The organism is Streptomyces sp. NPDC046831 (assembly GCF_040645305.1).
Lineage (GTDB): Bacteria > Actinomycetota > Actinomycetes > Streptomycetales > Streptomycetaceae > Streptomyces.
Window position 1 is genome coordinate 165371 of sequence record NZ_JBEYXZ010000003.1, and the last position, 25423, is coordinate 190793.

Consider the following 25423-nt stretch of genomic DNA (forward strand, 5'->3'; position numbering starts at 1 on the left):
CCTCCCGTCAGCTCCAGGGGTCGATCACCGTGACGCCTGCGCCCGGGGCGGTCCCCATCGCCGCCAGCGCGTCCGGGGCCGCGGCGAGCGGGATGGTCGCGGTGACCAGCAGGTCGGGCCGCAGGACCCCGGCGTCCACCAGGTCGAGCATCCGCGGGTAGGCGTGGGCGGCCATGCCGTGGCTGCCGAGGATCTCCAGTTCCAGGGCGATCGCGCGGGCCATGGGCACGGCCGTCGTGCCCGACGGGGAGGGCAGCAGGCCGACCTGGACGTGACGGCCCCGGCGGCGCAGGCCGTTCACGGAGGCCGCGCAGGTGGCGGGCGAGCCGAGGGCGTCGAGCGAGAGATGGGCGCCGCCGCCGGTCACCTCCCGGACCCGCTCCGCCGTGTCCGCCGCCTGCGACCCGTCCACGCAGGCGGCCGCTCCGAACCTGCGGGCGAGGTCCAGGGCGTGCGGCGAGACGTCCACCGCCACGACCCGCGCCCCGGACGCCGCCGCGATCATCACCGCCGACAGGCCCACGCCCCCGCAGCCGTGCACGGCCACCCACTCGCCGGGCGCGACCCGGCCCTGCTGGACCACCGCCCGGAACGCCGTGGCGAACCGGCAGCCGAGCGAGGCCGCCGTCGCGAAGGACATGCCGTCGGGCACGGGGACCAGGTTCACGTCGGCGTGGTCGAGCGCGACGTACTCGGCGAAGGAGCCCCAGTGGGTGAAGCCCGGCTGCGTCTGCCGTTCGCACACCTGCTGATCGCCCGCCATGCAGGAGGCGCAGGTCCCGCAGGCGCAGACGAAGGGGACGGTCACGCGGTCGCCGGGCCGCCGGCGGGTCACCCCCGGGCCGACCGCCTCGACCACACCGGCGAGTTCGTGCCCGGGCACGTGCGGCAGGGTGATGTCGGGGTCGTGCCCCTGCCAGCCGTGCCAGTCGCTGCGGCACAGGCCGGTCGCCTCGACGCGCACCACGACACCGTGCTCGGCGGGCCGGGGGTCCGGCACCTCCCGTACCTCGGCCGGCTCCCCGTACCGCTCGAACACCACCGCCCGCATCCGCCACCTCGCCTTCCGTCCGCGTCCAGGTCCTGCCGGCGCCGGGAGGCCCGGCGCCGGGTTCACGCTCTTCCGGGGAACGCTAGTACGTACCGCGGCCCGGCCTTCCGGCGGTGGGCCGCCCGACCGGCCGGGTCGCCCTGCTCTGCGGCGGCCCGCGGGCGAACCGGGGCCGTCCGCGCCGCGGGGCCGCGGGACGGACGGCGTGGCGCCCCGGCCGGCGCCCGGGGGATCGGCGGCGCGCGCTGCGGGGCCGCACCGGCGCAGCGACGGGCGCCGGCGCAGGGACGGCCCGCACGGGGCCGCCCGTGCGGGGAGGGTTCCGGCGTGTCCGTCCGCTGCTCCCCCGGTTCGTGGGCGCCCGGACCGCCACACCGCACCCGACCGCTTGGATTGATACCCCCTAGGGGTATAGTCTGAAGTAGGTGAGCCCCTCGTGGGCCCCGTCAGCCCCACACGCCTCCCCGAGGAGAACGACCATGAGCGCCGAGACCACCGCCGTCACCACCGTCTACAAGGTGAACGGCATGAGCTGCGGACACTGCGAGGGCTCCGTCTCCGCGGAGATCTCCGAGATCCCGGGCGTCAGCTCGGTGAAGGCCGTGGCCTCCACCGGAGAGGTCACCGTCGTCTCCGCCGCTCCGCTCGAGGACGAGGCGGTGCGCGCCGCCGTGGACGAGGCGGGCTTCGAGCTCGCCGGCAAGGCCTGACCGACACCCCGCGGCCGCGCACGACCGGCCGGGCAGCACCCCCTTCCGTTACCCGACCGGGCCCTACCGACCAGCTCATACTGGCTCCGTACGGCCCGGTCCGTCGTCTGGAGTCCGGACATGACCACCCGCACCACCGCGGAGACCCCCGCAGCGGCGCCCCCCACCTCGGACGTGGAGCTGCTGATCGGCGGGATGACCTGCGCCTCCTGCGCGGCCCGCGTCGAGAAGAAGCTCAACCGCATGGACGGCGTGACCGCCACCGTCAACTTCGCGACGCAGAAGGCGAGGATCAGCCACCCCCCGGGGGTCCAGGTCGCCGACCTGATCGCCACCGTGGTGAAGACCGGCTACACCGCCGAGGAGCCCGCGCCGCCGCGGCCCGAGCCCGAGGCGGAGTCCGAGCCGGACGCCGGGCGGCGGGCACCGCGGGACGCGGAGCTCGACAGCCTCCGTCAGCGACTCGTCGTCTCCGCGGCGCTCGCCGTCCCCGTCGTCCTGCTCTCGATGATCCCCGCCCTGCAGTTCGACAACTGGCAGTGGCTCTGCCTGACGCTGGCCGCGCCCGTCGTCGTCTGGGGCGCCCTGCCCTTCCACCGGGCAGCCCTGACCAACGCCCGGCACGGTGCCGCCACCATGGACACCCTCGTCTCGGTCGGCACCCTGGCCGCCTTCGGCTGGTCGCTGTGGGCACTGTTCCTCGGGGACGCCGGCATGCCCGGCATGCACGACGAGTTCCGCCTCACCGTCTCCCGCATGGACGCCGCGTCGACGATCTACCTGGAGGTCGCCGCGGGTGTCGTCGCCTTCATCCTGCTCGGCCGGTACCTGGAGGCCCGCTCCAAGCGGCGGGCCGGAGCGGCCTTGCGGGCCCTGATGGAACTGGGCGCCAAGGACGTCTCCGTCCTGCGGGACGGGCGCGAGGTGCGGGTGCCGGTCGCGTCGCTGGCCGTGGGCGACCGGTTCGTCGTCCGGCCCGGCGAGAAGATCGCCACCGACGGCACGGTCGTCGAGGGCGCCTCCGCGGTGGACGCCTCGATGCTGACCGGCGAGTCGGTGCCGGTGGACGTCGCCGCCGGCGACGCGGTCACCGGGGCCACCGTGAACGCCGGCGGCCGGCTCGTCGTCGAGGCGACCCGCGTGGGCTCGGACACCCAGCTCGCGCGGATGGCGAAGCTGGTCGAGGACGCGCAGACCGGCAAGGCCGAGGTGCAGCGGCTGGCCGACCGGATCTCGGCCGTCTTCGTCCCCGTGGTCATCCTGATCGCCCTCGGCACGCTGCTGGCCTGGCTGTTCGCCACCGGCGACGCCACCGCCGCGTTCACCGCGGCCGTCGCGGTGCTGATCATCGCCTGCCCGTGCGCGCTGGGCCTGGCCACGCCGACGGCGCTGATGGTGGGCACCGGCCGGGGCGCTCAGCTCGGCATCCTGATCAAGGGCCCCGAGGTGCTGGAGTCGACCCGCCGCGTCGACACCGTCGTCCTCGACAAGACGGGCACCGTCACCACCGGCCGGATGACCCTCCAGGAGGTCCACGCCGCACGGGGGGTCGACGAGAACGAGGTGCTCCGCCTGGCCGGCGCCCTGGAGCACGCCTCCGAGCACCCGGTCGCCCGGGCGATCGCAGCCGGCGCGGCGGAGCGCGTCGGGCCGCTGCCCGAGGTCGGCCGCTTCGAGAACGTCCCCGGACGGGGCGTGCGCGGACGCGTGGAGGACCGGGACGTGGCCGTGGGCCGGCTGGAGGAGGCCGGCGACCTGCCGCCGGAGCTGGCCCGGGCGCGGCGCGAGGCCGAGCGGGAGGGCCGTACGGCCGTCGTGGTCGCCTGGGACGGCGCGGCACGGGGTGTGGTCGCCGTGGCGGACGCGGTCAAGGAGGGCAGCGCCGAGGCGGTACGGCAGCTTCGCGCGCTCGGCCTGAGGCCGGTGCTGCTGACCGGGGACAACCGCACGGTCGCCGAGTCCGTGGCCCGCAGCGTCGGCATCGACACCGCCGACGTGGTCGCCGAGGTGCTGCCCGAGGACAAGGTCGACGCGGTCAGGCGGCTCCAGGCCGAGGGCCGGACCGTGGCGATGGTCGGCGACGGGGTCAACGACGCCGCCGCGCTCGCCACCGCCGATCTGGGTCTGGCGATGGGCACCGGCACCGACGCCGCGATCGAGGCCGGCGACCTGACGCTGGTGCGCGGGGACCTGCGGGTGGCCGCCGACGCCATCCGGCTGTCGCGGCGGACGCTGAGCACGATCAAGGGGAACCTCGTATGGGCGTTCGGCTACAACGTGGCCGCGCTGCCGCTGGCCGCGGCGGGGCTGCTGAATCCGATGATCGCCGGTGCCGCGATGGCCTTCTCGTCCGTGTTCGTCGTCACCAACAGCCTCCGGCTGCGCACATTCCGCTGATCTGAAACAGCCGTCCCCCTGGAGTCCGGCGCGAGCCTCACATAAGCTCTTCACACGGCTCGCGCATCTTCCTTACGCTTGGGCCCCCGATCATCGCGTCGGGGCTCTTGCGTACCTAACGGACATATGCAAGAGACGCAGATCACAGTGATGTGAACGTAACCATCGGAGGGGTTCGAAGGTCTAAGTTGGCAATGCCAGGAAGCGTCTTGGGGGGCGCCTACTGGCCTCCGGGGATGTCTTGGGGGACCTCTCCGGTTGGGGGTACCCCCTGCTCGTGAGAGCTCGGGGAGCGTTGCCGGGGCACGTACACCGGGAAGCTTTGAGCGGCCCTCCCGTGCGTGCGCGTCCCGGCAGACCGCAGCACAGCCGACGAAAGACCGCAGAGCACCATCGACGCAGTGGGGCGAGTTCTGCTCGTTCTGCTCACAACAGCGATTCAGGCGCTGGTCTCACAGGCGCCCGGCCGGATCCCGTGGGGGGAATCCGCACCGGGACATGGGAAGGCGCCCTGGCCGTCGGCCCGTGGGGGGACCGTCGCGCCGGGGCGCCTTCCGCTTTCCGCATCTGTGTCCGTACGCCGTCAGCCGACGGTGAACGGCGCGAGGGGCCCCGCACCACCTGGGTGATGCTGTTGGTTATTTCGGGGTCGTCTGCTTCGCCCCGCCGATCGTGTGATCGGCGGGGCGAAGTGCTGCGAAGTGGCTGGTGCGGGTTCGGGCTCGGCGGGCGCCGGTGAAGTGGGCATCGATGCGGGCGAGGTTGATCGCCGCTCCGGTGAGTTGGTGCTGGAGGCTGGTCTTGGCGAGGCCGCGGTAGCGGGCTCTGCGCAAGCCGCAGCGGTTCACGGCCTGGGAGATGGTGCCCTCGACACCGGCGCGCATCTTGTAGCGCTCCTTCCACGCGTCGGTCTCCTGCTCGGCCCGGCGCTGGTGCAGGACCTCGTGGATGTCACGGTCCTGGATGGTCAGCTTGCGGCGCAGTCCGCGGGTGCAGGAGTCCTTGACCTGGCAGGAACCGCAGTCGGTCTTCGAGAACTGCACTCGGATCTCGACCTTGTCCCGGACGGGTTCCCTTGCCCATCGGGTGCTGTTCTTCCCGCCGGGGCAGGTCACCGTCTGGCGGTCCCAGTCGATGCTGAACGCGCCGACGGGAAAGGTCTCTGCGGATCCGGCCCGGTTCTGCCAGCCGGTGCCGGGCATCATCGGCCCTGTCAGCTCCACGTCGTGTTCGCGCCGGGCGGCGACGATGTGGCGGGCGGTGACGTAGCCGGTGTCGACCAGGTGCTCGTCGGGAAGCAGACGGCGCTCGGCGAGTGCGGCGTGGACGGCCGGGACTAGGTCGAAGTCGCTGACCGTGGCATCGGTGGTGGCGACGTTCATGATCAGGTCCGGCGTGTCATCACCGCAGGTCTCGGTGAGATGGACTTTGTATCCGTCCCACATCGTGTCGCGTTTGACGCTGCCGCGCGCCTCGGTGTCATAGGGGGTGACCAGGCGCATCGCGCCCGGCGGCCGGTCTTTTGGGTCCCGCCGCCGCACCTCGCCCTCGATCAGGTGGAAGTGCTGCACCCACATCCGCCGCAGGGTCTCCACCTCCGGCACCGCCCGCAGCACGGCCGGCGCATCGGGCGAGGTGACGGCCTTGAGCAGTCGCATCCCGTCGGTTCCGATCCGCCGGCCGACCTCCTCGCGCTTGGCCGGGGCCTTGGGGAACCGTGAGTCCTCGGCGCGGGTGGCGTAGTGCCGGAACCAGTCCGGCTCGGCGACCTCGGACAGCCAGTCGGGAGCGGCGACGGCGAGCGCGTTCAGGGCCGAGCGCAGGGTTTCGGCGACCATCTCCAGCCAGCACAGCTCCCGCGCTGCCGACAGCACGTGCGTGGAGTCGGTGCGGGCCTTGCCCCTGCCGGTGAGCAGCCCCTTGTCCCGGGCCGCGGCGAGGACGCCGTCCAGCATCCGCCGTCCGGCGTCCGCCTGGACCAGCCGGTCCCTGAACTCCGAGAGGACGGAGAAGTCGAAGCCTGGATCGTCCAGCCGGAGTCCGAGGGCGTACTTGAAGTCGATCCGGGCCCGGACCGCTTCCGCGGCCTGCCGGTCGGTGAGTCCCTCGACGAACTGCAGCACCAGCACCAGCGCAAGGCGTCCCGGTGACCAGGCAGGCCGCCCTCGTGACGGGAACAGGTCCACGAACTCCTCGTCCCTGAACAACGGTCCCAGTTCGTCACGGACCCGGATTGCCAGGCTCCCCTTCGGGAACGCGGCCCGCGCCACCCGCACCGTCTCAGCCGGGATCTCCCCAGAGCCCTTCGGCTGCATCGACATCCGCACCCACCCCATACGACAACGTCGGCCTTCAAGACCACAACCGGGTCTTGAAGGCCGACGTCACGCACAGGCCCGAATAAACCAACAGCATCCCTGGGTGGACACGGGGCCCGGTGACTCCGGTGGTGCGCTCAGCGCTCCTCGACCGGCACGAAGTCGCGCTCGACGACGCCCGTGTAGATCTGGCGCGGGCGGCCGATGCGGGAACCCGGCTCCTTGATCATCTCGTGCCACTGGGCGATCCAGCCCGGCAGGCGGCCCAGGGCGAACAGGACCGTGAACATCTCGGTCGGGAAGCCCATGGCCCGGTAGATCAGGCCGGTGTAGAAGTCGACGTTCGGGTAGAGGCTGCGCGAGACGAAGTAGTCGTCGGAGAGCGCGTGCTCCTCCAGCTTCAGGGCGATGTCCAGCAGCTCGTCGGACTTGCCGAGGGCGGACAGCACGTCGTGCGCGGCGGCCTTGATGATCTTGGCGCGCGGGTCGAAGTTCTTGTAGACCCGGTGGCCGAAGCCCATCAGCCGGACGCCGTCCTCCTTGTTCTTCACCTTGCGGATGAAGGAGTCGACGTCGCCGCCGGCGTCGCGGATGCCCTCGAGCATCTCCAGGACGGACTGGTTGGCGCCGCCGTGCAGCGGGCCCCACAGGGCGTTGATGCCCGCGGAGATCGAGGCGAACATGTTCGCCTGCGAGGAGCCGACCAGGCGGACCGTGGAGGTCGAGCAGTTCTGCTCGTGGTCCGCGTGCAGGATGAGCAGCTTGTCGAGGGCCGACACCACGATCGGGTCGAGCTCGTAGTCCTGGGCCGGCACCGAGAAGGTCATGCGCAGGAAGTTCTCGACGTAGCCGAGGTCGTTGCGCGGGTAGACGAACGGGTGACCGATCGACTTCTTGTACGCGTACGCCGCGATCGTCGGCAGCTTGGCGAGCAGCCGGATGGTGGAGAGATTGCGCTGCGTCTCGTCGAACGGGTTGTGGCTGTCCTGGTAGAAGGTCGACAGCGCCGAGACGACCGACGACAGCATCGCCATCGGGTGGGCGTCGCGCGGGAAGCCCCGGTAGAAGTTCTTGACGTCCTCGTGCAGCAGGGTGTGCTGCGTGACGTCGTTCTTGAAGGAGGTGAGCTCGTCGACGGTCGGCAGCTCACCGTTGATCAGCAGGTAGGCCACCTCCAGGAACGTGGAGCGCTCGGCCAGCTGCTCGATCGGGTAGCCGCGGTACCGCAGAATGCCCTGCTCACCGTCGAGATAGGTGATGGCGGATTTGTAGGCGGCCGTGTTGCCGTACCCGCTGTCCAGGGTCACCAGACCGGTATGGGCGCGCAGCTTCCCGATGTCGAAGCCCTTGTCGCCGACGGTGCTGTCGATCACCGGGTAGGTGTACTCGCTGCCGTCGTACCGCAGTACTACAGAGTTGTCGCTCACGTCTTCCCTCACCGACGTAGTGCCTCATCTTCGAGGTGCCCTGACTGTCTCTACCATCCCCCATTTGGCTCAGGAGAGTGCACTCGGGGTCGACCATTGGGCCCACTGGCGGCACTCAGTGCCGCCAACCTGCTCATCCTGCCCCCTCCACCCGGCGACGGGAAGTGGTCTGTGACCTTCGCGACTCATTTGATCGATCATTTCTCCCCGGGGCCGGGACGGGCGGGGTGGCCGGGCGGGCTCAGGTGCCCAGCCGGAAGTCGAGGGCCGTGCAGCGCCGCCCCGCCGACACCGTGCGCACCGCCTGGCCGACGGCCTTGCGCGATCCGACGAGGACGACGAGCTTCCGCGCCCGCGTGACCGCCGTGTACAGCAGGTTCCGCTGGAGCATCATCCAGGCGCCGGTCGTCACCGGGATCACCACGGCCGGGTACTCGCTGCCCTGGGAGCGGTGGATGGTGACCGCGTAGGCGTGCGTCAGTTCGTCCAGCTCGTCGAACTCGTAGGGAACCTCCTCGTCCTCGTCCGTCAGCACCGTCAGGCGCTGGTCGACCGGGTCGAGCGAGGTGACCACGCCCACGGTGCCGTTGAAGACACCGTTCTTCCCCTTCTCATAATTGTTGCGGATCTGGGTGACCTTGTCGCCGACCCGGAAGACCCGGCCGCCGAACCGTTTCTCGGGCAGATCGGGCCGCCCGGGGGTGATGGCCTGCTGGAGCAGCCCGTTCAGCGTGCCGGCGCCCGCCGGGCCGCGGTGCATCGGCGCCAGCACCTGCACGTCCCGGCGCGGGTCGAGCCCGAACCTGGCGGGGATCCGCCGGGCGGCGACGTCCACGGTGAGCCGGCCGGCCGCCTCCGTGTCGTCCTCGACGAAGAGGAAGAAGTCCTTCAGGCCGTCGGTGAGGGGGTGCTGCCCGGCGTTGATGCGGTGCGCGTTGGTCACCACTCCCGACTGCTGGGCCTGGCGGAAGACGCGGGTGAGGCGGACCGCGGGGACCGGACTGCCCTCGGCCAGCAGGTCGCGCAGGACCTCGCCGGCGCCGACGCTGGGCAGCTGGTCGACGTCCCCCACGAAGAGCAGGTGGGCCCCCGGCGGCACGGCCTTGACCAGCTTGTTGGCCAGCAGCAGGTCCAGCATCGACGCCTCGTCCACGACGACGAGGTCGGCGTCCAGCGGGCGGTCCCTGTCGTACGCGGCGTCCCCGCCGGGCTTGAGCTCCAGCAGGCGGTGGACGGTGGAGGCCTCGGCCCCGGTCAGCTCGGCGAGCCGCTTGGCGGCGCGGCCGGTGGGCGCGGCCAGCACCACCTTGGCCTTCCTGGCGCGGGCCAGCTCCACGATCGATCGCACGGTGAAGGACTTGCCGCAGCCCGGACCGCCGGTCAGGACGGCCACCTTCTCGGTGAGCGCCAGCCGCACGGCCGCCTCCTGCTCGGGAGCCAGGTCGGCTCCCGTCCGCCCCTTCAGCCAGGTCAGCGCCCTGTCCCAGGCGACCTGCCGGAAGGACGGCATCCGGTCCTGTTCGGCCCGCAGCAGGCGCAGCAACTGCGAGGACAGGGAGAGCTCGGCCCGGTGGAAGGGGACCAGGTAGATCGCGGTGACCGGGTCCCCGCCGTCCGGGCCGGGCACCCGCTCCCGTACGACACCGGGGTCGGCGCCGTCCTCGGGGGGCTCGGCGAGCTCGGCGAGGCATTCGATGACGAGCCCCGTGTCGACCTGGAGCAGCTTGACGGCGTCCGCGATGAGCCGCTCCTCGGGCAGGAAGCAGTGGCCCTGGTCGGCGGACTGCGACAGGGCGTACTGCAGGCCCGCCTTGACGCGCTCCGGGCTGTCGTGCGGGATGCCGACGGACTGCGCGATCCGGTCGGCGGTCAGGAAGCCGATGCCCCACACGTCGGCGGCCAGCCGGTAGGGCTGGTTCCGCACCACCGAGATCGAGGCGTCGCCGTACTTCTTGTAGATGCGCACCGCGATGGACGTCGAGACGTCGACGGTCTGCAGGAAGAGCATGACCTCCTTGATCGCCTTCTGCTCCTCCCAGGCGTCGGCGATCCTCCTGGTCCGCTTCGGGCCGAGCCCGGGCACCTCGACGAGCCGCTTCGGCTCCTCCTCGATGATCCTCAGCGTGTCCACGCCGAAGTGCTGCGTGATGCGGTCGGCGAAGACCGGGCCGATGCCCTTGACCAGACCCGAGCCGAGGTAGCGGCGGATCCCCTGGACCGTGGCGGGCAGGACGGTCGTGTAGTTCTCGACGAGGAACTGCCGCCCGTACTGCGGGTGGGAGCCCCAGCGCCCCTCCATCCGCAGCGACTCCCCCACCTGGGCGCCGAGCAGCGCGCCGACCACGGTGAGCAGGTCCCCGCCGCCCCTGCCGGTGTCGACGCGGGCGACCGTGTAGCCGTTCTCCTCGTTGGCGTAGGTGATGCGCTCAAGGACGCCTTCCAGGACGGCGGGCCGCCGTTCGCCCGTGGGAGTCCCAGCCTGTTGAGCCATGACCCGACGGTACCCGCGGGGTCCGACAACGGGCACTGGGGTTGCGTGCGCCCGCGGGGGAGGCGATGTCTCCCGCTCGCCCCCCGGCCGCGCCAGAGGTGGTCCGGCGGATCAAGTCGGAGGAGACCGACGGCACCTGGCGCCCCGGGCGGGGCCTTGGAGTCGCGGACAGCTGAGTGAGCGGGCTCGCGGTCTCGACGCAGTTGCTGGCGTCGTCCGGGCCTGAGCGGGACGACTCCCGCCCACCCGTCGGCACGCTTCTGGAACCGGGGGAAGTGGGGTGCGAACCTGCGGCGGCTTGGCTCGTTGATCACGGGCTACGGAAAGGAGAGCTGATGGTCGGCTCATCGCACGAGGCGCTGCACCGCATCTTCCAGAAGGATCCGGCGCTGCTGACGAGAGCGCTGCAGAAGGTGCTGCACGTACCTTTTCCCGAGCCCCGGGAAATCGCCGCGTTGAACGTGGATCTCACCGAGACCGAACCCGTCGAGCGCCGCGTGTCTTCGTGCAGTTCGTCGATTCCTGCCTGGCCGACCATCAGGCGAAGCAGATGTGGAGGGACCTAATGACGGCGATTCAGTACTTCTGGCGCCACCCGCTGGCCGAACAGGTGCGCGAGGAAGGCCGCGAGGAAGGCCGTATCGAGGATCGCCGCGAGATGGTCCTGCGCATCCTCGAGTGGCGCGGCATCCCGGTACCGGAAAGCACCCGCGAGCGGGTGGCCTCCTGCACGGACCTCGACCGGCTCGAGACCTGGGCCCAGCGTGCCGTGAACGCCACCGACGCACAGGAACTGTTCACCGAGAGGTGAGCGAACCCCCGCCGGGCCGCCCGCCGTTCCGCGGGTGGCGCGGCGGGTCCGCCTGAGGATGTCGTTCGGCGGGTCCCAAAGAACGGCCACCCCATCACCGGCCGCGCATCACGATTCGGCAACACCCCTTGCCCGCGCTCGTGTAATCGATTCCAATCCTCGGTGTAATCGATTCCACGAGGAGGGGGAGCGGGCGATGGCGAGCATCAAGGACGTCGCCGCACAGGCCGGGGTCTCCGTCGCCACGGTCTCGCGCGTCCTGAACGACCACCCGTCGGTCAGCGCGCAGGCTCGCGCACGCGTGCTGGCCGCCGTCGGGGCGCTCGGCTACCGCCCGAACGCCGTCGCCCGGTCGCTGCGCACCGACCAGACCCGCACCCTCGGCCTGGTCATCAGCGACGTGCTCAACCCGTACTTCACGGAACTGGCCCGCTCCGTCGAGGAGGAGGCCCGCGCCCTCGGCTACAGCGTGATCATCGGCAACGCCGACGAGCGGCCCGAGCTGCAGGACCACCACGTCCGCACCCTGCTCGACCGGCGCATCGACGGACTGCTGGTCTCCCCCACCGACGGCGGCTCCCCGCTGATGCTCGACGCCGCCCGGGCGGGCACGCCGATGGTCTTCGTGGACCGGTGGATCGAGGGCGTCGACGTGCCGGTCGTCCGGTCGGACGGGCGGGCGGCCGTGCGGGACCTGGTGGCCCACCTGCACGGGCTGGGACACCGCCGGCTGGCGATCATCGCGGGCCCCGCGGCCACCACCACCGGCCGCGAGCGCGTCGAGGCGTTCCGCGAGGCCCTGGCGGTGTACGGGATCCCGCTGCCGGACGCCTACATCGGCCAGGGCGACTTCCAGGCCGACAGCGGCCGCCGGGTCACCGAGGGCTTCCTCGGCCTGGCCGAGCCGCCCGAGGTCGTCTTCGCCGCCGACAACCTGATGGCGCTCGGCGCGCTGGACGCGATCCGGGCGCGCGGACTGCGCGTGCCCGACGACATCGCGCTGGCCGCGTTCGACGACGTCCGCTGGTTCCCGCACACCGATCCCCCGGTCACCGCGATCGCCCAGCCCACCGGAGCGCTGGGGCGCGCCGCCGTGCGCGCCCTGGTCGACCGCATCGAGGGCCGGACGCCCCGGTCCGTCACCCTCCCCGCCCGTCTCGTCGTACGCCGCTCGTGCGGCGAGCCGGCTCCCGCGCAGGAGCCCGCTGCGCGGCGGAACTCCCCCATGCAAAGGAGCAAGGCGTGAGCAGTCCGGACGAGTTGCTGCGCATCGAAGGCATCCGCAAGACCTTCCCCGGCGTGGTCGCGCTCGACGGCGTCGACTTCGACCTGCGCCGCGGCGAGGTGCACGTGCTGCTCGGCGAGAACGGCGCGGGCAAGAGCACCCTGGTCAAGATGCTCTCAGGTGCCCACACCCCCGACGCCGGGCGGATCGTGGTCGGCGGCGAGGAGGTGCGCATCGGCGGTGCCCAGGACTCCGAGCGTCTCGGCATCGCCACGATCTACCAGGAGTTCAACCTGGTGCCCGACCTGACGGTCGCCGAGAACATCTTCCTGGGCCGTCAGCCGCGCCGCTTCGGGATGATCGACCGCAGGCGGATGGAGGCGGACGCCGCCGCCCTCCTCACCCGGGTCGGCCTGGAGGTGTCCCCCCGCGCCCGCGTGCGGGAACTCGGCATCGCGCGCCTGCAGATGGTCGAGATCGCCAAGGCGCTCAGCCTGAACGCGCGGGTGCTCGTCATGGACGAGCCGACCGCCGTGCTCACCTCGGAGGAGGTCGAGAAGCTGTTCGCCATCGTGCGGCAGCTGCGCGAGGACGGCGTCGGCGTCGTGTTCATCACGCACCACCTGGAGGAGATCGCCGCCCTCGGCGACCGCGTCACCGTCCTCCGCGACGGCCGGAGCGTCGGCCAGGTGCCCGCCACCACGCCCGAGGACGAGCTGGTCCGCCTGATGGTGGGACGGTCCATCGAGCAGCAGTACCCGCGCCAGCGCACCGGGGCCGGGCCCGCGCTGCTCACCGTCGAGGGCCTGACGCGGGACGCCGTCTTCCACGACGTCAGCTTCGAGGTGCGCGCCGGTGAGGTCGTCGGCATCGCCGGGCTCGTCGGAGCCGGCCGGACGGAGGTCGTCCGGGCCGTGTTCGGCGCCGACCCCTACGACAGCGGCGCCGTGAAGGTCGCGGGCACCGAGCTGCGGCGCCACGACGTCGCCGCGGCCATGGCGGCCGGCGTCGGGCTCGTGCCCGAGGACCGCAAGGGCCAGGGCCTGGTGCTGGACGCCTCCGTCGAGGAGAACCTCGGACTGGTCACCCTGCGCTCCTCCTCCCGCGCGGGCCTCGTCGACCTCAAGGGCCGGCGCGAGGCCGCCGCCCGGATCGCCGGGCAGCTCGGCGTGCGGATGGCCGTGGACAACGCGCTGCGGGCGGTCCAGGGCAAGAAGGTCTCCACGGCGGTGAAGGTGCCGGTCAAGGTGGTAACGAAGGAGAACGTGGCCGGGTTCAGCGGCTGACACGGGCCGGTGGGCGGGCGGGCGGTGTGACCCACCGGCCGCCCGCCCGTGGTGCGTCCCACAGGGGTCCCCGTGGTGCGTCCCACAGGGATCAGCGGGGACCGGCAGGAACTCTCAGGGGAGTCATTTCATGTACGACTACGACCTGCTGGTCGTGGGGTCGGCCAACGCCGACCTGGTGATCGGCGTCGAGCGGCGGCCCGCGGCCGGGGAGACCGTGCTCGGTTCCGACCTGGCCGTCCACCCCGGCGGCAAGGGCGCGAACCAGGCGGTCGCCGCGGCCCGGCTGGGGGCCCGGACGGCCCTGCTCGCCCGGGTCGGCGACGACGCGCACGGGCGGCTGCTGCTCGACTCGCAGCGGGCGGCCGGGGTGGACACGGCGGGCGTGCTGACCGGCGGTGCGCCGACCGGGGTGGCACTGATCACCGTGGACCCGTCCGGGGACAACAGCATCGTGGTGTCGCCGGGCGCCAACGGGCGGCTCACGCCCGAGGACGTGCGGAACGCGTCGGCCCTGCTGGAATCCTCCCGGGTGGTCTCGACGCAGCTGGAGATTCCGCTGGAGACCGTCGTGGAGCTGGTGCGGCGGCTGGCGCCGGGGAGCCGGTTCGTGCTGAACCCGTCGCCGCCGCGCGCGCTGCCGGCGGAGGTGCTGGCCGCGTGCGATCCGCTGATCGTGAACGAGCACGAGGCGAGGGTGCTGTTGGAGGGGGCGGGCGTGGGTGACCGTTCCGGGGAGGGGGCGGGCCGTTCTGGGGCGGGGGGTGACCGTTCCGCAGAAGGGGCGGGCCGTTCTGGGGCGGGGGGTGACCGTTCCGGGGAAGGGGCGGGGAGTGACCGTCCGGAAGAGTGGGCTCGGGCCCTGCTCGCGCTGGGGCCGCGCTCGGTGGTGGTCACCCTGGGCGCCGCGGGCGCGCTGGTGGCGTCCGGCGAGGGGGTGACGCATGTGCCGTCCGTGAAGGTGGAGGCCGTCGACACCACGGGTGCGGGCGACGCGTTCACCGCGGCGCTGGCCTGGCGGCTGGGCACGGGCGCGTCGCCGGCGGAGGCGGCGGCGTACGCGGCCCGGGTGGGGGCGGTGGCCGTCACCCGGCGGGGGGCGCAGGACGCGTTCCCCACGGCGGGGGAGGTGGACGCGCTGGTGGGCGCGGGGCCGGGGGATGCGTCGCGTCGCGCGGCCGGTGGGGCGCAGTGAGGAAGGCGGGGATACTGAACCGGCATCTCGCCGGTGCGCTGGCCGAGCTGGGGCGTGGGGACGGGGTGCTGGTGTGCGACGCCGGTATGCCGATACCCGACGGGCCGCGGGTGGTGGACCTGGCGTTCCGGGCCGGGGTGCCGTCGTTCGCGGAGGTGCTGGACGGGCTGCCGGCGGAGCTGGTGGTGGAGGGCGCCACGGCAGGAGGTGCGGCGGACGAATCCGGCGGCGGCCGCGTTGCTGGACGGGGGCTTTCCCGGGCTGGCGCTTGTCCCGCACGAGCGGCTCAAGGCGCTGTCGGGCGGGGCGCGGCTGGTCGTGCGGACGGGGGAGGCTCGGCCGTATGCGAACGTGCTGCTGCGGTGCGGGGTGTTCTTCTGAGGGGCCCGGACGGTTTCGGGGGCCCGTGCGGCGGTTTCGAGGGGGCCCTGTCCGTCGACCGGGCCCCCTCGGTTTCCCCTCCTCGTCAGAACCTCTCTGAATCCCCCCGGATCCCCCACCAGAGGTCCTGACGCTGAGTACGACATGCGGGGTGGGGGAAGGGTTGCACGGCTCCGGGGGATTTTTTGGCCGGTTCGGTGGGGGGTCGTGCGGTGGCTGGTGCGGGGTGAGGTGTCGGCGCGTTCCAGAGTCGGCGCGTTCCAGTGCCGGCGCGTTCCAGTGCCGGCGCGTTCCAGTGCCGGCGCGTTCCGCTGCCGGGCGGTGGTGGGGCGGGGGCGCGCCGGGGGGTGCCCGTCCTCGGACCGGCGCGAGCTCGGTTCCTCTGCAAGGCACCCGGCGTCGACGCGCCGGCCGCTGCGGGCGGGCACCCCCCGACACGCCCCCTCCCGTCCGTGGGCGGCCGACGGCTGTGGACGCTTCGGCGATCGGCCCACATCGTTGATCGTGGCGGCTGTGGGACCTTCCGGGCCCCGCACGTCATCAGGACCTCGCGGCGGGCGGGCGGCACGTGCGGCTCTGAGGCGGTCGGCGAACGGGGTCAGGGGGCGTCGGGTGGTTGGATGGCGTGTTGCAGGAAGCGGGACGCCGTCTGGGACAGAACTTCTCGTCCGTCGCGCGCCCACAGGTCCTCGTTGAAGATCTCGACCTCGATGGCTCCGGTGTAGCCGGCTGCTTCGACGTAGCCCTTCCACTCCCGCATGTCGACCGCGCCCTCGCCTATCTGGCCGCGGCCGTTGAGGACTCCGTGCGGCAGTGGGGTGGTCCAGTCGGCGAGCTGGAAGGTGTGGATGCGGCTTCCGGCGCGGGCGATCTGTGCGGGGGCCGTGTCGTCCCACCAGACGTGGTACGTGTCGACGGTGACGCCGACCTGGTGGGCGGGGAAGCGTTCGGCGATGTCCAGGGCCTGGGCGAGGGTGGAGACCACGCAGCGGTCGGAGGCGAACATGGGGTGCAGGGGCTCGATCGCCAGGCGCACCCCGTGCCGCTCGGCGTAGGGGCCGAGTTCCGCCAGGGCGTCGGCGATCCGCTCCCGGGCTCCGCGCAGGTCCTTCGAGCCGGCCGGGAGGCCGCCCGACACCAGGACGAGGGTGTCGGTGCCGAGGGTGGCCGCCTCGTCCACGGCCCGCCGGTTGTCCTCCAGCGCCCGGGCGCGCTCCTTGGTGCCGATGGCGGTGAGGAAGCCGCCGCGGCACAGGGTGGTGACCGTCAGGCCCGCGTCGCGGACGAGTTCCGCGGTCGCCTCCAGGCCGTGGGCCCGGACGGGCTCACGCCACAGGCCCACGTTGCGGATGCCCAGGTCGGTGCAGGCGTCGGCCAGTTCGGGCAGTGACAGCTGTTTGACCGTCATCTGGTTGATGCTCAGGCGTTCGATCACGGGGCAACCCCGTACAGCGACAGCAGGTTCTTCATCCGCTCCTCCGCGAGTTTCGGGTCGGGGAACAGGCCGAGCCGGTCGGCGAGTTCGTAGGCGCGGGTCAGGTGCGGCAGGGAGCGGGCCGACTGGAGGCCGCCGACCATCGTGAAGTGGGTCTGGTGGCCCGCGAGCCAGGCGAGGAGGACCACGCCGGTCTTGTAGAAGCGGGTGGGTGCCTGGAAGAGGTGGTGGGACAGTTCGACCGTGGGGTCGAGCAGGTCGCGGAAGCCCTCGGTGTCGCCGGTGTCCAGGACGCGCACCGCCTCGGCCGTCAGCGGGCCCAGCGGGTCGAAGATGCCGAGCAGCGCGTGGCTGAAGCCCTGCTCGTCCCCGGCGATCAGCCCGGGGTAGTGGAAGTCGTCGCCGGTGTAGCAGCGCACGCCCCGGGGCAGGCGGCGGCGCAGGTCGATCTCGCGCTGGGCGTCCAGCAGGGAGATCTTGACGCCGTCGACCTTGTCGGGGTGCGCGGCGATGACCTCCAGGAAGGTCTCGGTGGCCCGGTCCAGGTCGTCCGAGCCCCAGTAGCCGCGCAGGGCGGGGTCGAACATGGGGCCGAGCCAGTGCAGGATCACCGGTCCGGCGGCCTGCCGGAGGAGGTGGCCGTAGACCTCCAGGTAGTCCTCGGGGCCCCCGGCGGTCGCGGCGAGGGCCCGGGAGGCCATCAGGACGGCCTGGGCGCCCGCCTCCTCCACGACGGCGAGCTGCTCCTCGTAGGCGGCCCGGATGGCGGCGAGGGACCCGCCGGTGATCTGGTCGGTGCCGACGCCGCAGGCGATCCGGCCGCCGACGGCCTTCGCCTCGGCCGCCGACCGGCGGATCAGCTCGGCTGCGCCGGCCCAGTCCAGGCCCATGCCGCGCTGCGCGGTGTCCATGGCCTCGGCCACGCCCAGTCCGTGGGACCACAGGTGGCGGCGGAAGGCGAGGGTGGCGTCCCAGTCGACGGCGGCGGGCGTGTCGGGGCCGGCGTCCGCGAAGGGGTCGGCCACGACGTGGGCGGCGGAGAAGACCGTCCGGGAGGTGAAGGGGGCGCCCGGGGTGAGGGCGAGGGGCTCGGTGCGCGGCTGGTACGGCCGCAGCCGGCCCGTGCAGTCCGGCAGGTGGAGGGTCACGGGGAGATCTCCGGTACGTCGAGGCGGCGGCCCTCGGCGGAGGACTTCAGCCCCAGTTCGGCGAGCTGGACGCCGCGGGCGCCGGCGAGCAGGTCCCAGTGGTAGGGGGCGCCGGCGTGGACGTGCTTGAGGAACAGCTCCCACTGGGTCTTGAAGCCGTTGTCGAACTCCGTGTTGTCGGGGACCTCCTGCCACTGGTCGCGGAAGGCCTCGGTGACGGGGATGTCCGGGTTCCACACGGGCTTGGGCGTGGCCGAGCGGTGCTGGACGCGGCAGTGGCGCAGGCCCGCGACCGCCGAGCCCTCGGTGCCGTCCACCTGGAACTCGACGAGTTCGTCGCGGTGGACGCGCACGGCCCAGGAGGAGTTGATCTGGGCGACGGCGCCGCCCTCCAGCTCGAAGATGCCGTAGGCGGCGTCGTCGGCGGTCGCGTCGTACGGCTTGCCGTCCTCGTCCCAGCGCTGCGGGATGTGGGTGGCGGTGAGCGCCTGCACGGACGTCACGCGCCCGAACAACTCGTGCAGCACGTACTCCCAGTGCGGGAACATGTCGACGACGATGCCGCCGCCGTCCTCGGCGCGGTAGTTCCACGAGGGGCGCTGGGCCTCCTGCCAGTCGCCCTCGAAGACCCAGTAGCCGAACTCGCCGCGCACGGACAGGATGCGGCCGAAGAAGCCGCCGTCGACGAGCCGCTTCAGCTTCCGCAGGCCCGGCAGGAAGATCTTGTCCTGGACGACGCCGTGCTTGACGCCGGCCCCGGCGGCCAGCCGGGCCAGCTCCAGGGCGCCGTCGAGGCCGGTGGCGGTCGGCTTCTCGGTGTAGATGTGCTTGCCCGCCGCGATCGCCTTCCTGATCGCCTCCTCGCGGGCCGCGGTGACCTGGGCGTCGAAGTAGATGTCGACGGTGTCGTCGGCGAGGACGGCGTCGAGGTCGGTCGAGACGTCGTCGAGCCCGTGCCGCTCGGCGAGCGCCCGGAGCGCGTGCTCGCGCCGGCCGACGAGGACCGGTTCCGGCCACAGCACGGTGCCGTCGCCGAGGTCGAGTCCGCCCTGCTCGCGCAGGGCGAGGATCGAGCGGACGAGGTGCTGTCGGTAGCCCATGCGTCCCGTCACGCCGTTCATGGCGATCCGCACCGTCCTGCGTGTCACGTCAGTCCCTTCGTACGCGGTCCACGCGCCGCGTACGCCCCAGCACGCGTACTGGCAGGGGTGGCAGCAAGCGCTTTCTGCACGGGAGAAGCTAGCCTCTGGGCAGCGACCGGACAAGACCGCGTCACAGGACGTGTTGTTCGAGGGGGCGAACAGCGGGGGGCGGACGGCCGTAGGGTCGGCTCGACACCGTGACCGCGGGTCCGTCGCCACGGACCCGGCCCGGGTGGACGACGTTGGCGAGATGCGCGACCGGAGGACGACGAGATGACGGTGACCCTGGCGGACGTGGCGGCCCGCGCCCAGGTCTCGCCCGCGACGGTGTCGCGCGTGCTGAACGGCAACTACCCGGTGGCCGCCTCCACCCGGGAGCGGGTGCTGAAGGCGGTCGACGAGCTGGACTACGTGCTCAACGGGCCGGCGAGCGCGCTGGCCGCCGCCACCTCCGACCTGGTCGGCATCCTGGTCAACGACATCGCCGACCCGTTCTTCGGGATCATGGCGGGCGCGATCCAGTCCGAGATCGGCGGGCCGGGCGGCCGGGCGGGCGGGGAACGGCTGGCCGTGGTCTGCAACACCGGCGGTTCGCCGGAGCGCGAGCTGACCTACCTCACGCTCCTCCAGCGGCAGCGGGCGGCCGCCGTGCTGCTGACCGGCGGGGCCGTGGAGGAGGCGCCGCACGCGGCGGCGGTGGCGGCGAAGCTGCGGAAGCTGGCGGACGCCGGGACGCGCGTGGTGCTGTGCGGGCGGCCGCCGGCGCCGGACACCGAGGCGGTCGCGCTGGCCTTCGACAACCGCGGCGGGGCGCGGGAGCTGACGGAGCATCTGATCGGCCTGGGCCACCGGCGGCTCGGCTACATCGCCGGGCCGGAGGAGCGCACGACGACCCGGCACCGGCTGGAGGGCCACCGGGACGCCCTGGCCGCCGCCGGGATCGAGGAGGACCCGCGGTGGACGGTGCACGGCCGGTACGACCGCCGCTCCGGGTACGAGGCGACCCTGGAACTGCTGCGCCGTGACCCCGGGTTGACCGCCGTGGTGGCCGCGAACGACTCCGTGGCGCTGGGCGCCTGCGCGGCGCTGCGGGACTCCGGGCTGCGGATCCCGCGGGACGTGTCGGTGGCGGGCTTCGACGACCTGCCCTTCAGCATCGACGCGGTGCCGTCGCTGACGACGGTCCGGCTGCCCCTCGCGGAGGCGGGAGCGCGGGCCGGCCGCGTCGCCATGGGCCGGGAGGAGCCCCCGCCCGGCGGGGTGGCGACGGTGCGCGGCGAGCTGATGGTGCGGGGGTCGTCGGGGGTGCCGCGGGGCTGAGCGGCGGGGGCGCGAGGTGTGCCGTGGCAGGCGGGGCGTTTCGTGCGCAACGCCGGGGTGCCGTCGCTGGGCGTCACCCGGACGGATGCCGAGTAGGGTCCGTGAGTATGAAACTGGCGTTCTCCACCCTCGGCGTCCCCGGCCTGCCCGTGGCGGACGTGGTCCGGCTCGCGGCCGACCACGGCTACCACGGTGTCGAACTGCGCGCGCACCCTGAGGAACCGGTGCACACCGGCCTCGACCGCGCCCGACGGGCCGACGTGGCCGCCCAGTTCAAGGAATCCGGCGTAGAGATCCTCGGCCTCGCGGGATACGCGCGGCTGGCCGCGCCCGGCGACGACGCGGCCGTGCTGGCCGAGATCCGCGAACTCCTCGGCCTGGCCGCGGACCTGGGCGCGCCGTTCGTCCGCGTCCTCCCCGGCGGCAGCCCCGGGCAGAGCCCGGAGGAGGCCGACGCCGTCGCCGCCCGGCGCCTGGGCACCGCCGCCGAGCACGCGGCCGACCTGGGCGTGCGCATCCTGCTGGAGACCCACGACTCGCACCGCACCGGCGCGGACGTCACCCGCGTCCTCGGACTGGTCGGCCACCGGCAGGCCGGCGCCCTGTGGGACGTGCTGCACACCTGGCTGGGCGGCGAGCAGCCGGCGGACACCTGGGCGGCGCTCGGCCCCTTCCTCGGCTACGTCCAGGTCAAGGACGCCGCCACCGGCGAGGACCCCGCTCCGCTGCCGCTGGGCGCGGGGGCCGTGCCGCTCGCCGAGTGCGTGGAGGTCCTCTCCCGCAACGGCTGGGACGGCTGGCTGTGCTGGGAGTACGAGAAGCGGTGGTACGAGGCGGCGGCGCCCCTGCCGGACCTCCTCGGCCCGGGCCGGGAGCACCTGGCCCGGCTGCTGAACGAGTCGGCGTAGTCGAGCCTTTCCTTCCGGCGGCCGGGGCGCGGTTCGGGCGCCCCGGCCGCCACGCTTCGGGGCCCGCTCCGGCGAGCGGTGGCACGCCGTCCCGGGCGCGGCCCTTCCTGCACCGCCCGGACCGCTTCCCGGCGCCCGCGCCGGTCGCGCCGGGCCGGGGTGGCGCACGTCGCTGCGGCCGGTTCGGGCGCCCCGGCCGCCGCGTTCGGGGCCCGCTCCGGCGACCGGTGGCAAGTCGTCCCGAGCGCGCCCTTTCCCGCACCGCCCGAACCGCGCCCCGCCACCCGCGTCGGCCCCGCCATCCCGGCGCCGGGCCGCGTCGGACCGGGCGGGACCGCCCGCCGCCGGTCCCCCGCCGCTGGTCCCCCGATGGCGCACACCACTGGGGCGCCGTCGGCGGCGCCCGGACCGCGGACTCCCGCCGGATGGTCCCGCCCTTGTGCGTTCCCTTGACTGGCAGAAACTTCCCGGATATTGGTGACTCTTCGGAAGTTTCCTTCAGCGGTACTCCAGCGGACCTCCGGAAGGAGCGCACGTGCCCGACAGCAGCACGGCAAGCACGGGAAAGACCGCACGACCCTCCAGACGCACCGTTCTCGCCGCGACGGCCGGCCTCACCGCCGCCGCGGCCGTCGGCGGCACCGCCCACGCCGCCCCGCACGACGACCGGCGGCTGCGTGCCGTCATCTCCCGGATGACGCTGGAGGAGAAGGTCGGCCAGCTGTTCGTGATGCGGGTCTACGGCCACTCGGCCACCGCTCCCGACCAGGCCGACATCGACGCCAACCTCTCCGAGATCGGCGTCCGCACAGCCGCCGAGCTCATCGCCCGGTACCGCGTCGGCGGCATCATCTACTTCGCCTGGGCGCACAACACCCGCGACCCGCACCAGATCGCGGACCTGTCCAACGGCATCCAGCGGGCCTCGCATGAGCAGTCGCGCGGTCTGCCGGTCCTGGTCTCGACCGACCAGGAGCACGGCATCGTCTGCCGGGTCGGCAAGCCCGCGACGCTGTTCCCGGGCGCGATGGCGATCGGCGCCGGCGGTTCGCGGGCCGACGCCCGCACCCTGGGCCGCCTGTCCGGCGCCGAACTGCGCGCGATGGGCATCCGCCAGGACTACTCCCCCGTCGCCGACGTGAACGTCAACCCGGCCAACCCCGTCATCGGCGTGCGGTCCTTCGGCGCCGACCCGGACGCGGTGGCCGGCCTGGTGGCCGCGGAGGTGAAGGGCTACCAGGGCTCCGGGGTCGCGGCGACCGCCAAGCACTTCCCCGGGCACGGCGACACCGCCGTGGACAGCCACACCGGCTTCCCGGTCATCACGCACAGCCGCGCGGTGTGGGAGGGGCTGGACGCCGTCCCCTTCCGGGCCGCGATCCGGGCCGGCATCGACTCCGTCATGACCGCGCACCTGCAGTTCCCGGCGCTCGACGACTCCGGCGACCCGGCCACGCTCTCCCACCCGATCCTGACCGGGATCCTGCGCGGCGAGCTGGGCTACGACGGGGTCGTGGTCACCGACTCGCTCGGCATGGAGGGCGTGCGCACCAAGTACGGCGACGACCGGGTTCCGGTGCTCGCGCTCAAGGCGGGCGTGGACCAGCTGCTCAACCCGCCGTCCCTGGAGGTCGCCTGGAACGCGGTGCTGAACGCCGTCCGGACCGGCGAACTCACCGAGTCCCGGCTCGACGAATCGATCCTGCGCATCCTGCGGCTGAAGGCGCGACTGGGCCTGTTCGACGCCCCGTACGTCAGCGCGGCGGACGTGGACCGCACGGTGGGCACCGCCGCGCACCTGGCGGCGGCCGACCGCATGGCCGAGCGCACGACGACGCTGCTGGTCAACGAGGACCGTCTGCTGCCGTTGTCGCGCCGGACGCACCACAGGCTCCTCGTGGCCGGCGCCGACCCCGCCTCCCCGTCGGGCACCACGGGACCGCCCACGGGCGTCCTCGCTGCGGCCTTCACCGAGCTGGGCTTCTCCGCCACGGCCCTGTCCACGGGCACCAGCCCGTCGGCGGCGACGATCGACAAGGCCGTCGCGGCGGCCCGGGACGCGGACGCGGTGGTCGTCGCGACGTACAACGTCACGGCGGGCAGCGCGCAGCAGACCCTGGTGCGACGGCTGCTGGAGACCGGCCGCCCGGTCGTCGCGATCGCCGTGCGCAATCCGTACGACGTCGCCCACCTGCCCTCCGTGCCGGCCGTCCTGGCCGCCTACTCGTGGACGGACATCGAACTGCGCGCGGCCGCGCGGGTGGTGGCGGGCCGGGTCGGGCCGCGCGGGAGGCTGCCGGTACCGGTGCAGCGGGCCGACGACCCGGCGCAGGTGCTGTTCCCGATCGGGTACGGCCTGAGGTACTAGGTTCCGCCGTGCGGGCGTGGGGGCCGGCAACGCGCGGCGGGCGCGGGCGGACGCCGCGCGCTCCGTACGGCGTCGTCGCCGGCGGCGGGTGCCGCGTCCCCGCGACCCGGAACCGCCTCCCGTGTCCGGCGTGTCCCCGCTGCCGCGGGTCACGCCGGACCGGGCGGACCCGGCCCCGGCGGCCCCGGGTCCGCGGGGGCTGCGCCCGGACGGTGGGGGTCCGGACGCAGCCCCGATGCCGCGTCAGGGACGCAGCGCGGGCTCGCGTTCCACGTCCCGCACGTCCAGCTTCGCGTCGTGCCGGGCCAGCGGCCTGGCCGCCGACGGGTCGGCCTGCACGGCCGCCGGGGCGACGCCCGCCCAGTCCAGGATCCGCGCTGTGGCCAGCGCCTTCTCCTGCGGCACCAGGCCCGCGACGTTGGCGCCGTGGTTCATGCCGGGAGCGGTGAAGACGTACGCGTCACGCGCCCCGTGCCCGAGCCGGAACCGCTCCGAGCCCCAGGGGTCGTTCTGGCCGTAGACGAAGAGCATGTGGTGGGCGTTGTGCCGCACCCAGGAGTCCACGTCGCGCATCACGGCCGGCTGGAAGCGCATCGGGATCGAGCGCGGCACGAAGTTCCGCGGCGGCTGGTAGCCGTAGCGGATCAGGCCCTTCTCGATGTGCGGGAACCGGATCGTCGGCGCGCCCAGCTGGGTGCCGGCCTGGTAGTAGTACGGCGTGTAGGTCTCCAGGCCCTGGTCGGTGTAGGCGGAGAAGCCGGAGATGGAGTCGACGGAGTCCCAGATCTCCTGGTCGGTCGCCTTCCCGGCGTCCGCGGGGATCGTCTCGCAGTCGGCCAGCAGGCTGTACTGCCAGAAGCCCCACACGTAGTCCAGGACGACGGCCTCGTACGCCCGGTCGAGACCGCCGATGGTGGTGAAGGTGTAGCCGTTGTCGGCGGCGTACCGCGCGTACTTCGCCTCCAGCGGCCCGCGGCGCACCAGCGCCTCCCGCTGCACTGCGTTCAGCCGGTCGCGGCACTCCTTGGTGCCGACGGTGGCGAAGAAGCGGTCGTAGGCGGAGTCCTCGCTGTTGACGACGTCGTTGGGGGCGACGTACGCGACGACGCCGTCCATGTCGCGCGGGTAGAAGCGCTCGTAGTAGGTCGCCGTCATGCCGCCCTTGGAGCCGCCGGTGGCGAGCCACTTCTTGCCGTAGACCGCCTTCAGGGCCGTGAAGATGCGGTGCTGGTCGCCGGCCGCCTGCCAGATGTCGAGCTTGGACCAGTCGGCCGGGGCGGGGCGGGACGGGGTGAAGAAGCGGTACTCCATGGAGACCTGGTTGCCGTCCACGATCTGGGTCGGCTCGCGGCGGCTGGGCGTCGTGGAGACGTTGTAGCCGCCGGTGTAGAAGACCGTCGGGCGGTCGGTTCCCTTGTGCAGCACGGTGATCCGCTGCTGGAACGTCCCCTTGGACGGGTGCCGGTGGTCCACCGGCTGGGTGTAGTTGAGGACGAAGAAGCGGTAGCCGGGGTACGGCTTCTCCTCGATGAGGCTCATGCCGTCGATGGCCAGGAGCCGGTCCTTGATGTCGGTTCCGCCGCCGCTCGCGGTGCCGTTCGTGGCCTCCGGTGTGGCGGCGGTGGCCGCCCCCGCCGTGCTCAGTGTGCCTATGAGCACCGTGAGCGCGAGCAGCCATCTGAGCGCCTTGCGCATGCACACTCCCCTGTGAGACAGATGTGCGCCGGAAGCTATCGGAGCAAGTCCTCCGCACACCAGGGGAGTTCGGGAAAACCCTCGGTCACTTGAAAACTCGGGCCCGCGGACCGGG

Annotated in this window: 15 protein-coding genes and 3 pseudogenes; 10 read left to right on the top strand and 8 right to left on the bottom strand. The window is 73.0% G+C overall.

Features of this window, described 5'->3' with window-relative positions:
• Positions 1 to 7: 7 nt before the first annotated feature.
• Complete coding sequence (locus tag ABZ920_RS04195; protein ID WP_361498588.1) at positions 8 to 1051, bottom strand: zinc-dependent alcohol dehydrogenase family protein; 1044 nt, start codon at positions 1049 to 1051, stop codon at positions 8 to 10.
• A 479-nt stretch (positions 1052 to 1530) separates the two neighbouring features.
• Here ABZ920_RS04195 and ABZ920_RS04200 point away from each other — a divergent pair, with 479 nt between their 5' ends.
• Entirely contained in the window at positions 1531 to 1761 is a 231-nt protein-coding gene (locus ABZ920_RS04200) for a cation transporter (RefSeq protein WP_361498590.1), read from the top strand.
• Between the two features lie 120 nt (positions 1762 to 1881).
• Positions 1882 to 4158 carry a heavy metal translocating P-type ATPase gene (locus tag ABZ920_RS04205; RefSeq protein WP_361498592.1) on the top strand — a complete coding sequence of 759 codons (2277 nt, stop codon included), beginning with the start codon at positions 1882 to 1884 and terminating at the stop codon, positions 4156 to 4158.
• A gap of 638 nt (positions 4159 to 4796) precedes the next feature.
• Here the strand turns inward: ABZ920_RS04205 and ABZ920_RS04210 are convergent.
• The 3 genes from ABZ920_RS04210 to ABZ920_RS04220 all read right to left on the bottom strand — a co-directional run bounded on the left by ABZ920_RS04210 (position 4797) and on the right by ABZ920_RS04220 (position 10394).
• A complete protein-coding gene (locus tag ABZ920_RS04210; RefSeq protein ID WP_361498594.1) occupies positions 4797 to 6479 on the bottom strand; it encodes an IS1182 family transposase in 1683 nt (560 codons plus the stop codon).
• 134 nt (positions 6480 to 6613) lie between these two features.
• The gene (locus tag ABZ920_RS04215) at positions 6614 to 7903 is read right to left on the bottom strand and encodes a citrate synthase (RefSeq protein WP_361498596.1); all 1290 of its coding nucleotides are present in this window, start codon (positions 7901 to 7903) and stop codon (positions 6614 to 6616) included.
• 241 nt (positions 7904 to 8144) lie between these two features.
• Complete coding sequence (locus ABZ920_RS04220) at positions 8145 to 10394, bottom strand: ATP-dependent RecD-like DNA helicase (RefSeq protein WP_361498598.1); 2250 nt, start codon at positions 10392 to 10394, stop codon at positions 8145 to 8147.
• A 335-nt stretch (positions 10395 to 10729) separates the two neighbouring features.
• On the opposite strand from ABZ920_RS04220, the pseudogene ABZ920_RS04225 reads away from it, so the two are divergent.
• From ABZ920_RS04225 to rbsD, 5 genes and pseudogenes are all read left to right on the top strand, one after another.
• Positions 10730 to 11205 (top strand): annotated as a pseudogene (locus ABZ920_RS04225) (hypothetical protein).
• A 196-nt stretch (positions 11206 to 11401) separates the two neighbouring features.
• Complete coding sequence (locus tag ABZ920_RS04230; RefSeq protein WP_361498600.1) at positions 11402 to 12451, top strand: LacI family DNA-binding transcriptional regulator; 1050 nt, start codon at positions 11402 to 11404, stop codon at positions 12449 to 12451.
• Positions 12448 to 13611, top strand: a pseudogene (locus ABZ920_RS04235) (sugar ABC transporter ATP-binding protein); the annotation flags it as partial. The gene ABZ920_RS04230 and the pseudogene ABZ920_RS04235, both read left to right, overlap by 4 nt.
• A 235-nt stretch (positions 13612 to 13846) precedes the next feature.
• Complete coding sequence (locus ABZ920_RS04240) at positions 13847 to 14911, top strand: ribokinase (RefSeq protein ID WP_361498602.1); 1065 nt, start codon at positions 13847 to 13849, stop codon at positions 14909 to 14911.
• Positions 14908 to 15292: pseudogene (gene rbsD / locus ABZ920_RS04245) on the top strand (D-ribose pyranase). Before ABZ920_RS04240 ends, rbsD begins: the two are co-directional and overlap by 4 nt.
• A 598-nt stretch (positions 15293 to 15890) precedes the next feature.
• Here rbsD and ABZ920_RS04250 read toward each other — a convergent pair.
• The 3 genes from ABZ920_RS04250 to ABZ920_RS04260 are packed head-to-tail and all read right to left on the bottom strand — an operon-like array spanning position 15891 to position 19023.
• On the bottom strand, positions 15891 to 16700 hold the full coding sequence (locus tag ABZ920_RS04250; protein WP_361498892.1) for a sugar phosphate isomerase/epimerase family protein: 810 nt from the start codon (positions 16698 to 16700) through the stop codon (positions 15891 to 15893).
• A 23-nt stretch (positions 16701 to 16723) separates the two neighbouring features.
• Positions 16724 to 17875: a dihydrodipicolinate synthase family protein gene (locus ABZ920_RS04255; protein WP_361498604.1), complete on the bottom strand. Its 1152-nt coding sequence runs from the start codon at positions 17873 to 17875 to the stop codon at positions 16724 to 16726.
• A complete protein-coding gene (locus tag ABZ920_RS04260; protein ID WP_361498606.1) occupies positions 17872 to 19023 on the bottom strand; it encodes a Gfo/Idh/MocA family oxidoreductase in 1152 nt (383 codons plus the stop codon). Before ABZ920_RS04260 ends, ABZ920_RS04255 begins: the two co-directional genes overlap by 4 nt.
• Before the next feature lie 267 nt (positions 19024 to 19290).
• On the opposite strand from ABZ920_RS04260, the gene ABZ920_RS04265 reads away from it, so the two are divergent.
• The 3 genes from ABZ920_RS04265 (at position 19291) to ABZ920_RS04275 (ending at position 23613) form a co-directional block, all read left to right on the top strand.
• Positions 19291 to 20337: a LacI family DNA-binding transcriptional regulator gene (locus ABZ920_RS04265; RefSeq protein WP_361498608.1), complete on the top strand. Its 1047-nt coding sequence runs from the start codon at positions 19291 to 19293 to the stop codon at positions 20335 to 20337.
• Between the two features lie 107 nt (positions 20338 to 20444).
• On the top strand, positions 20445 to 21245 hold the full coding sequence (locus ABZ920_RS04270) for a sugar phosphate isomerase/epimerase family protein (protein ID WP_361498894.1): 801 nt from the start codon (positions 20445 to 20447) through the stop codon (positions 21243 to 21245).
• 535 nt (positions 21246 to 21780) lie between these two features.
• Positions 21781 to 23613, top strand: a complete 1833-nt coding sequence (locus ABZ920_RS04275) for a glycoside hydrolase family 3 protein (protein WP_361498610.1) — start codon at positions 21781 to 21783, stop codon at positions 23611 to 23613.
• Between the two features lie 243 nt (positions 23614 to 23856).
• On the opposite strand, the gene ABZ920_RS04280 is transcribed toward ABZ920_RS04275, so the two are convergent.
• Complete coding sequence (locus ABZ920_RS04280) at positions 23857 to 25308, bottom strand: S28 family serine protease (RefSeq protein ID WP_361498612.1); 1452 nt, start codon at positions 25306 to 25308, stop codon at positions 23857 to 23859.
• Positions 25309 to 25423: the final 115 nt, after the last annotated feature.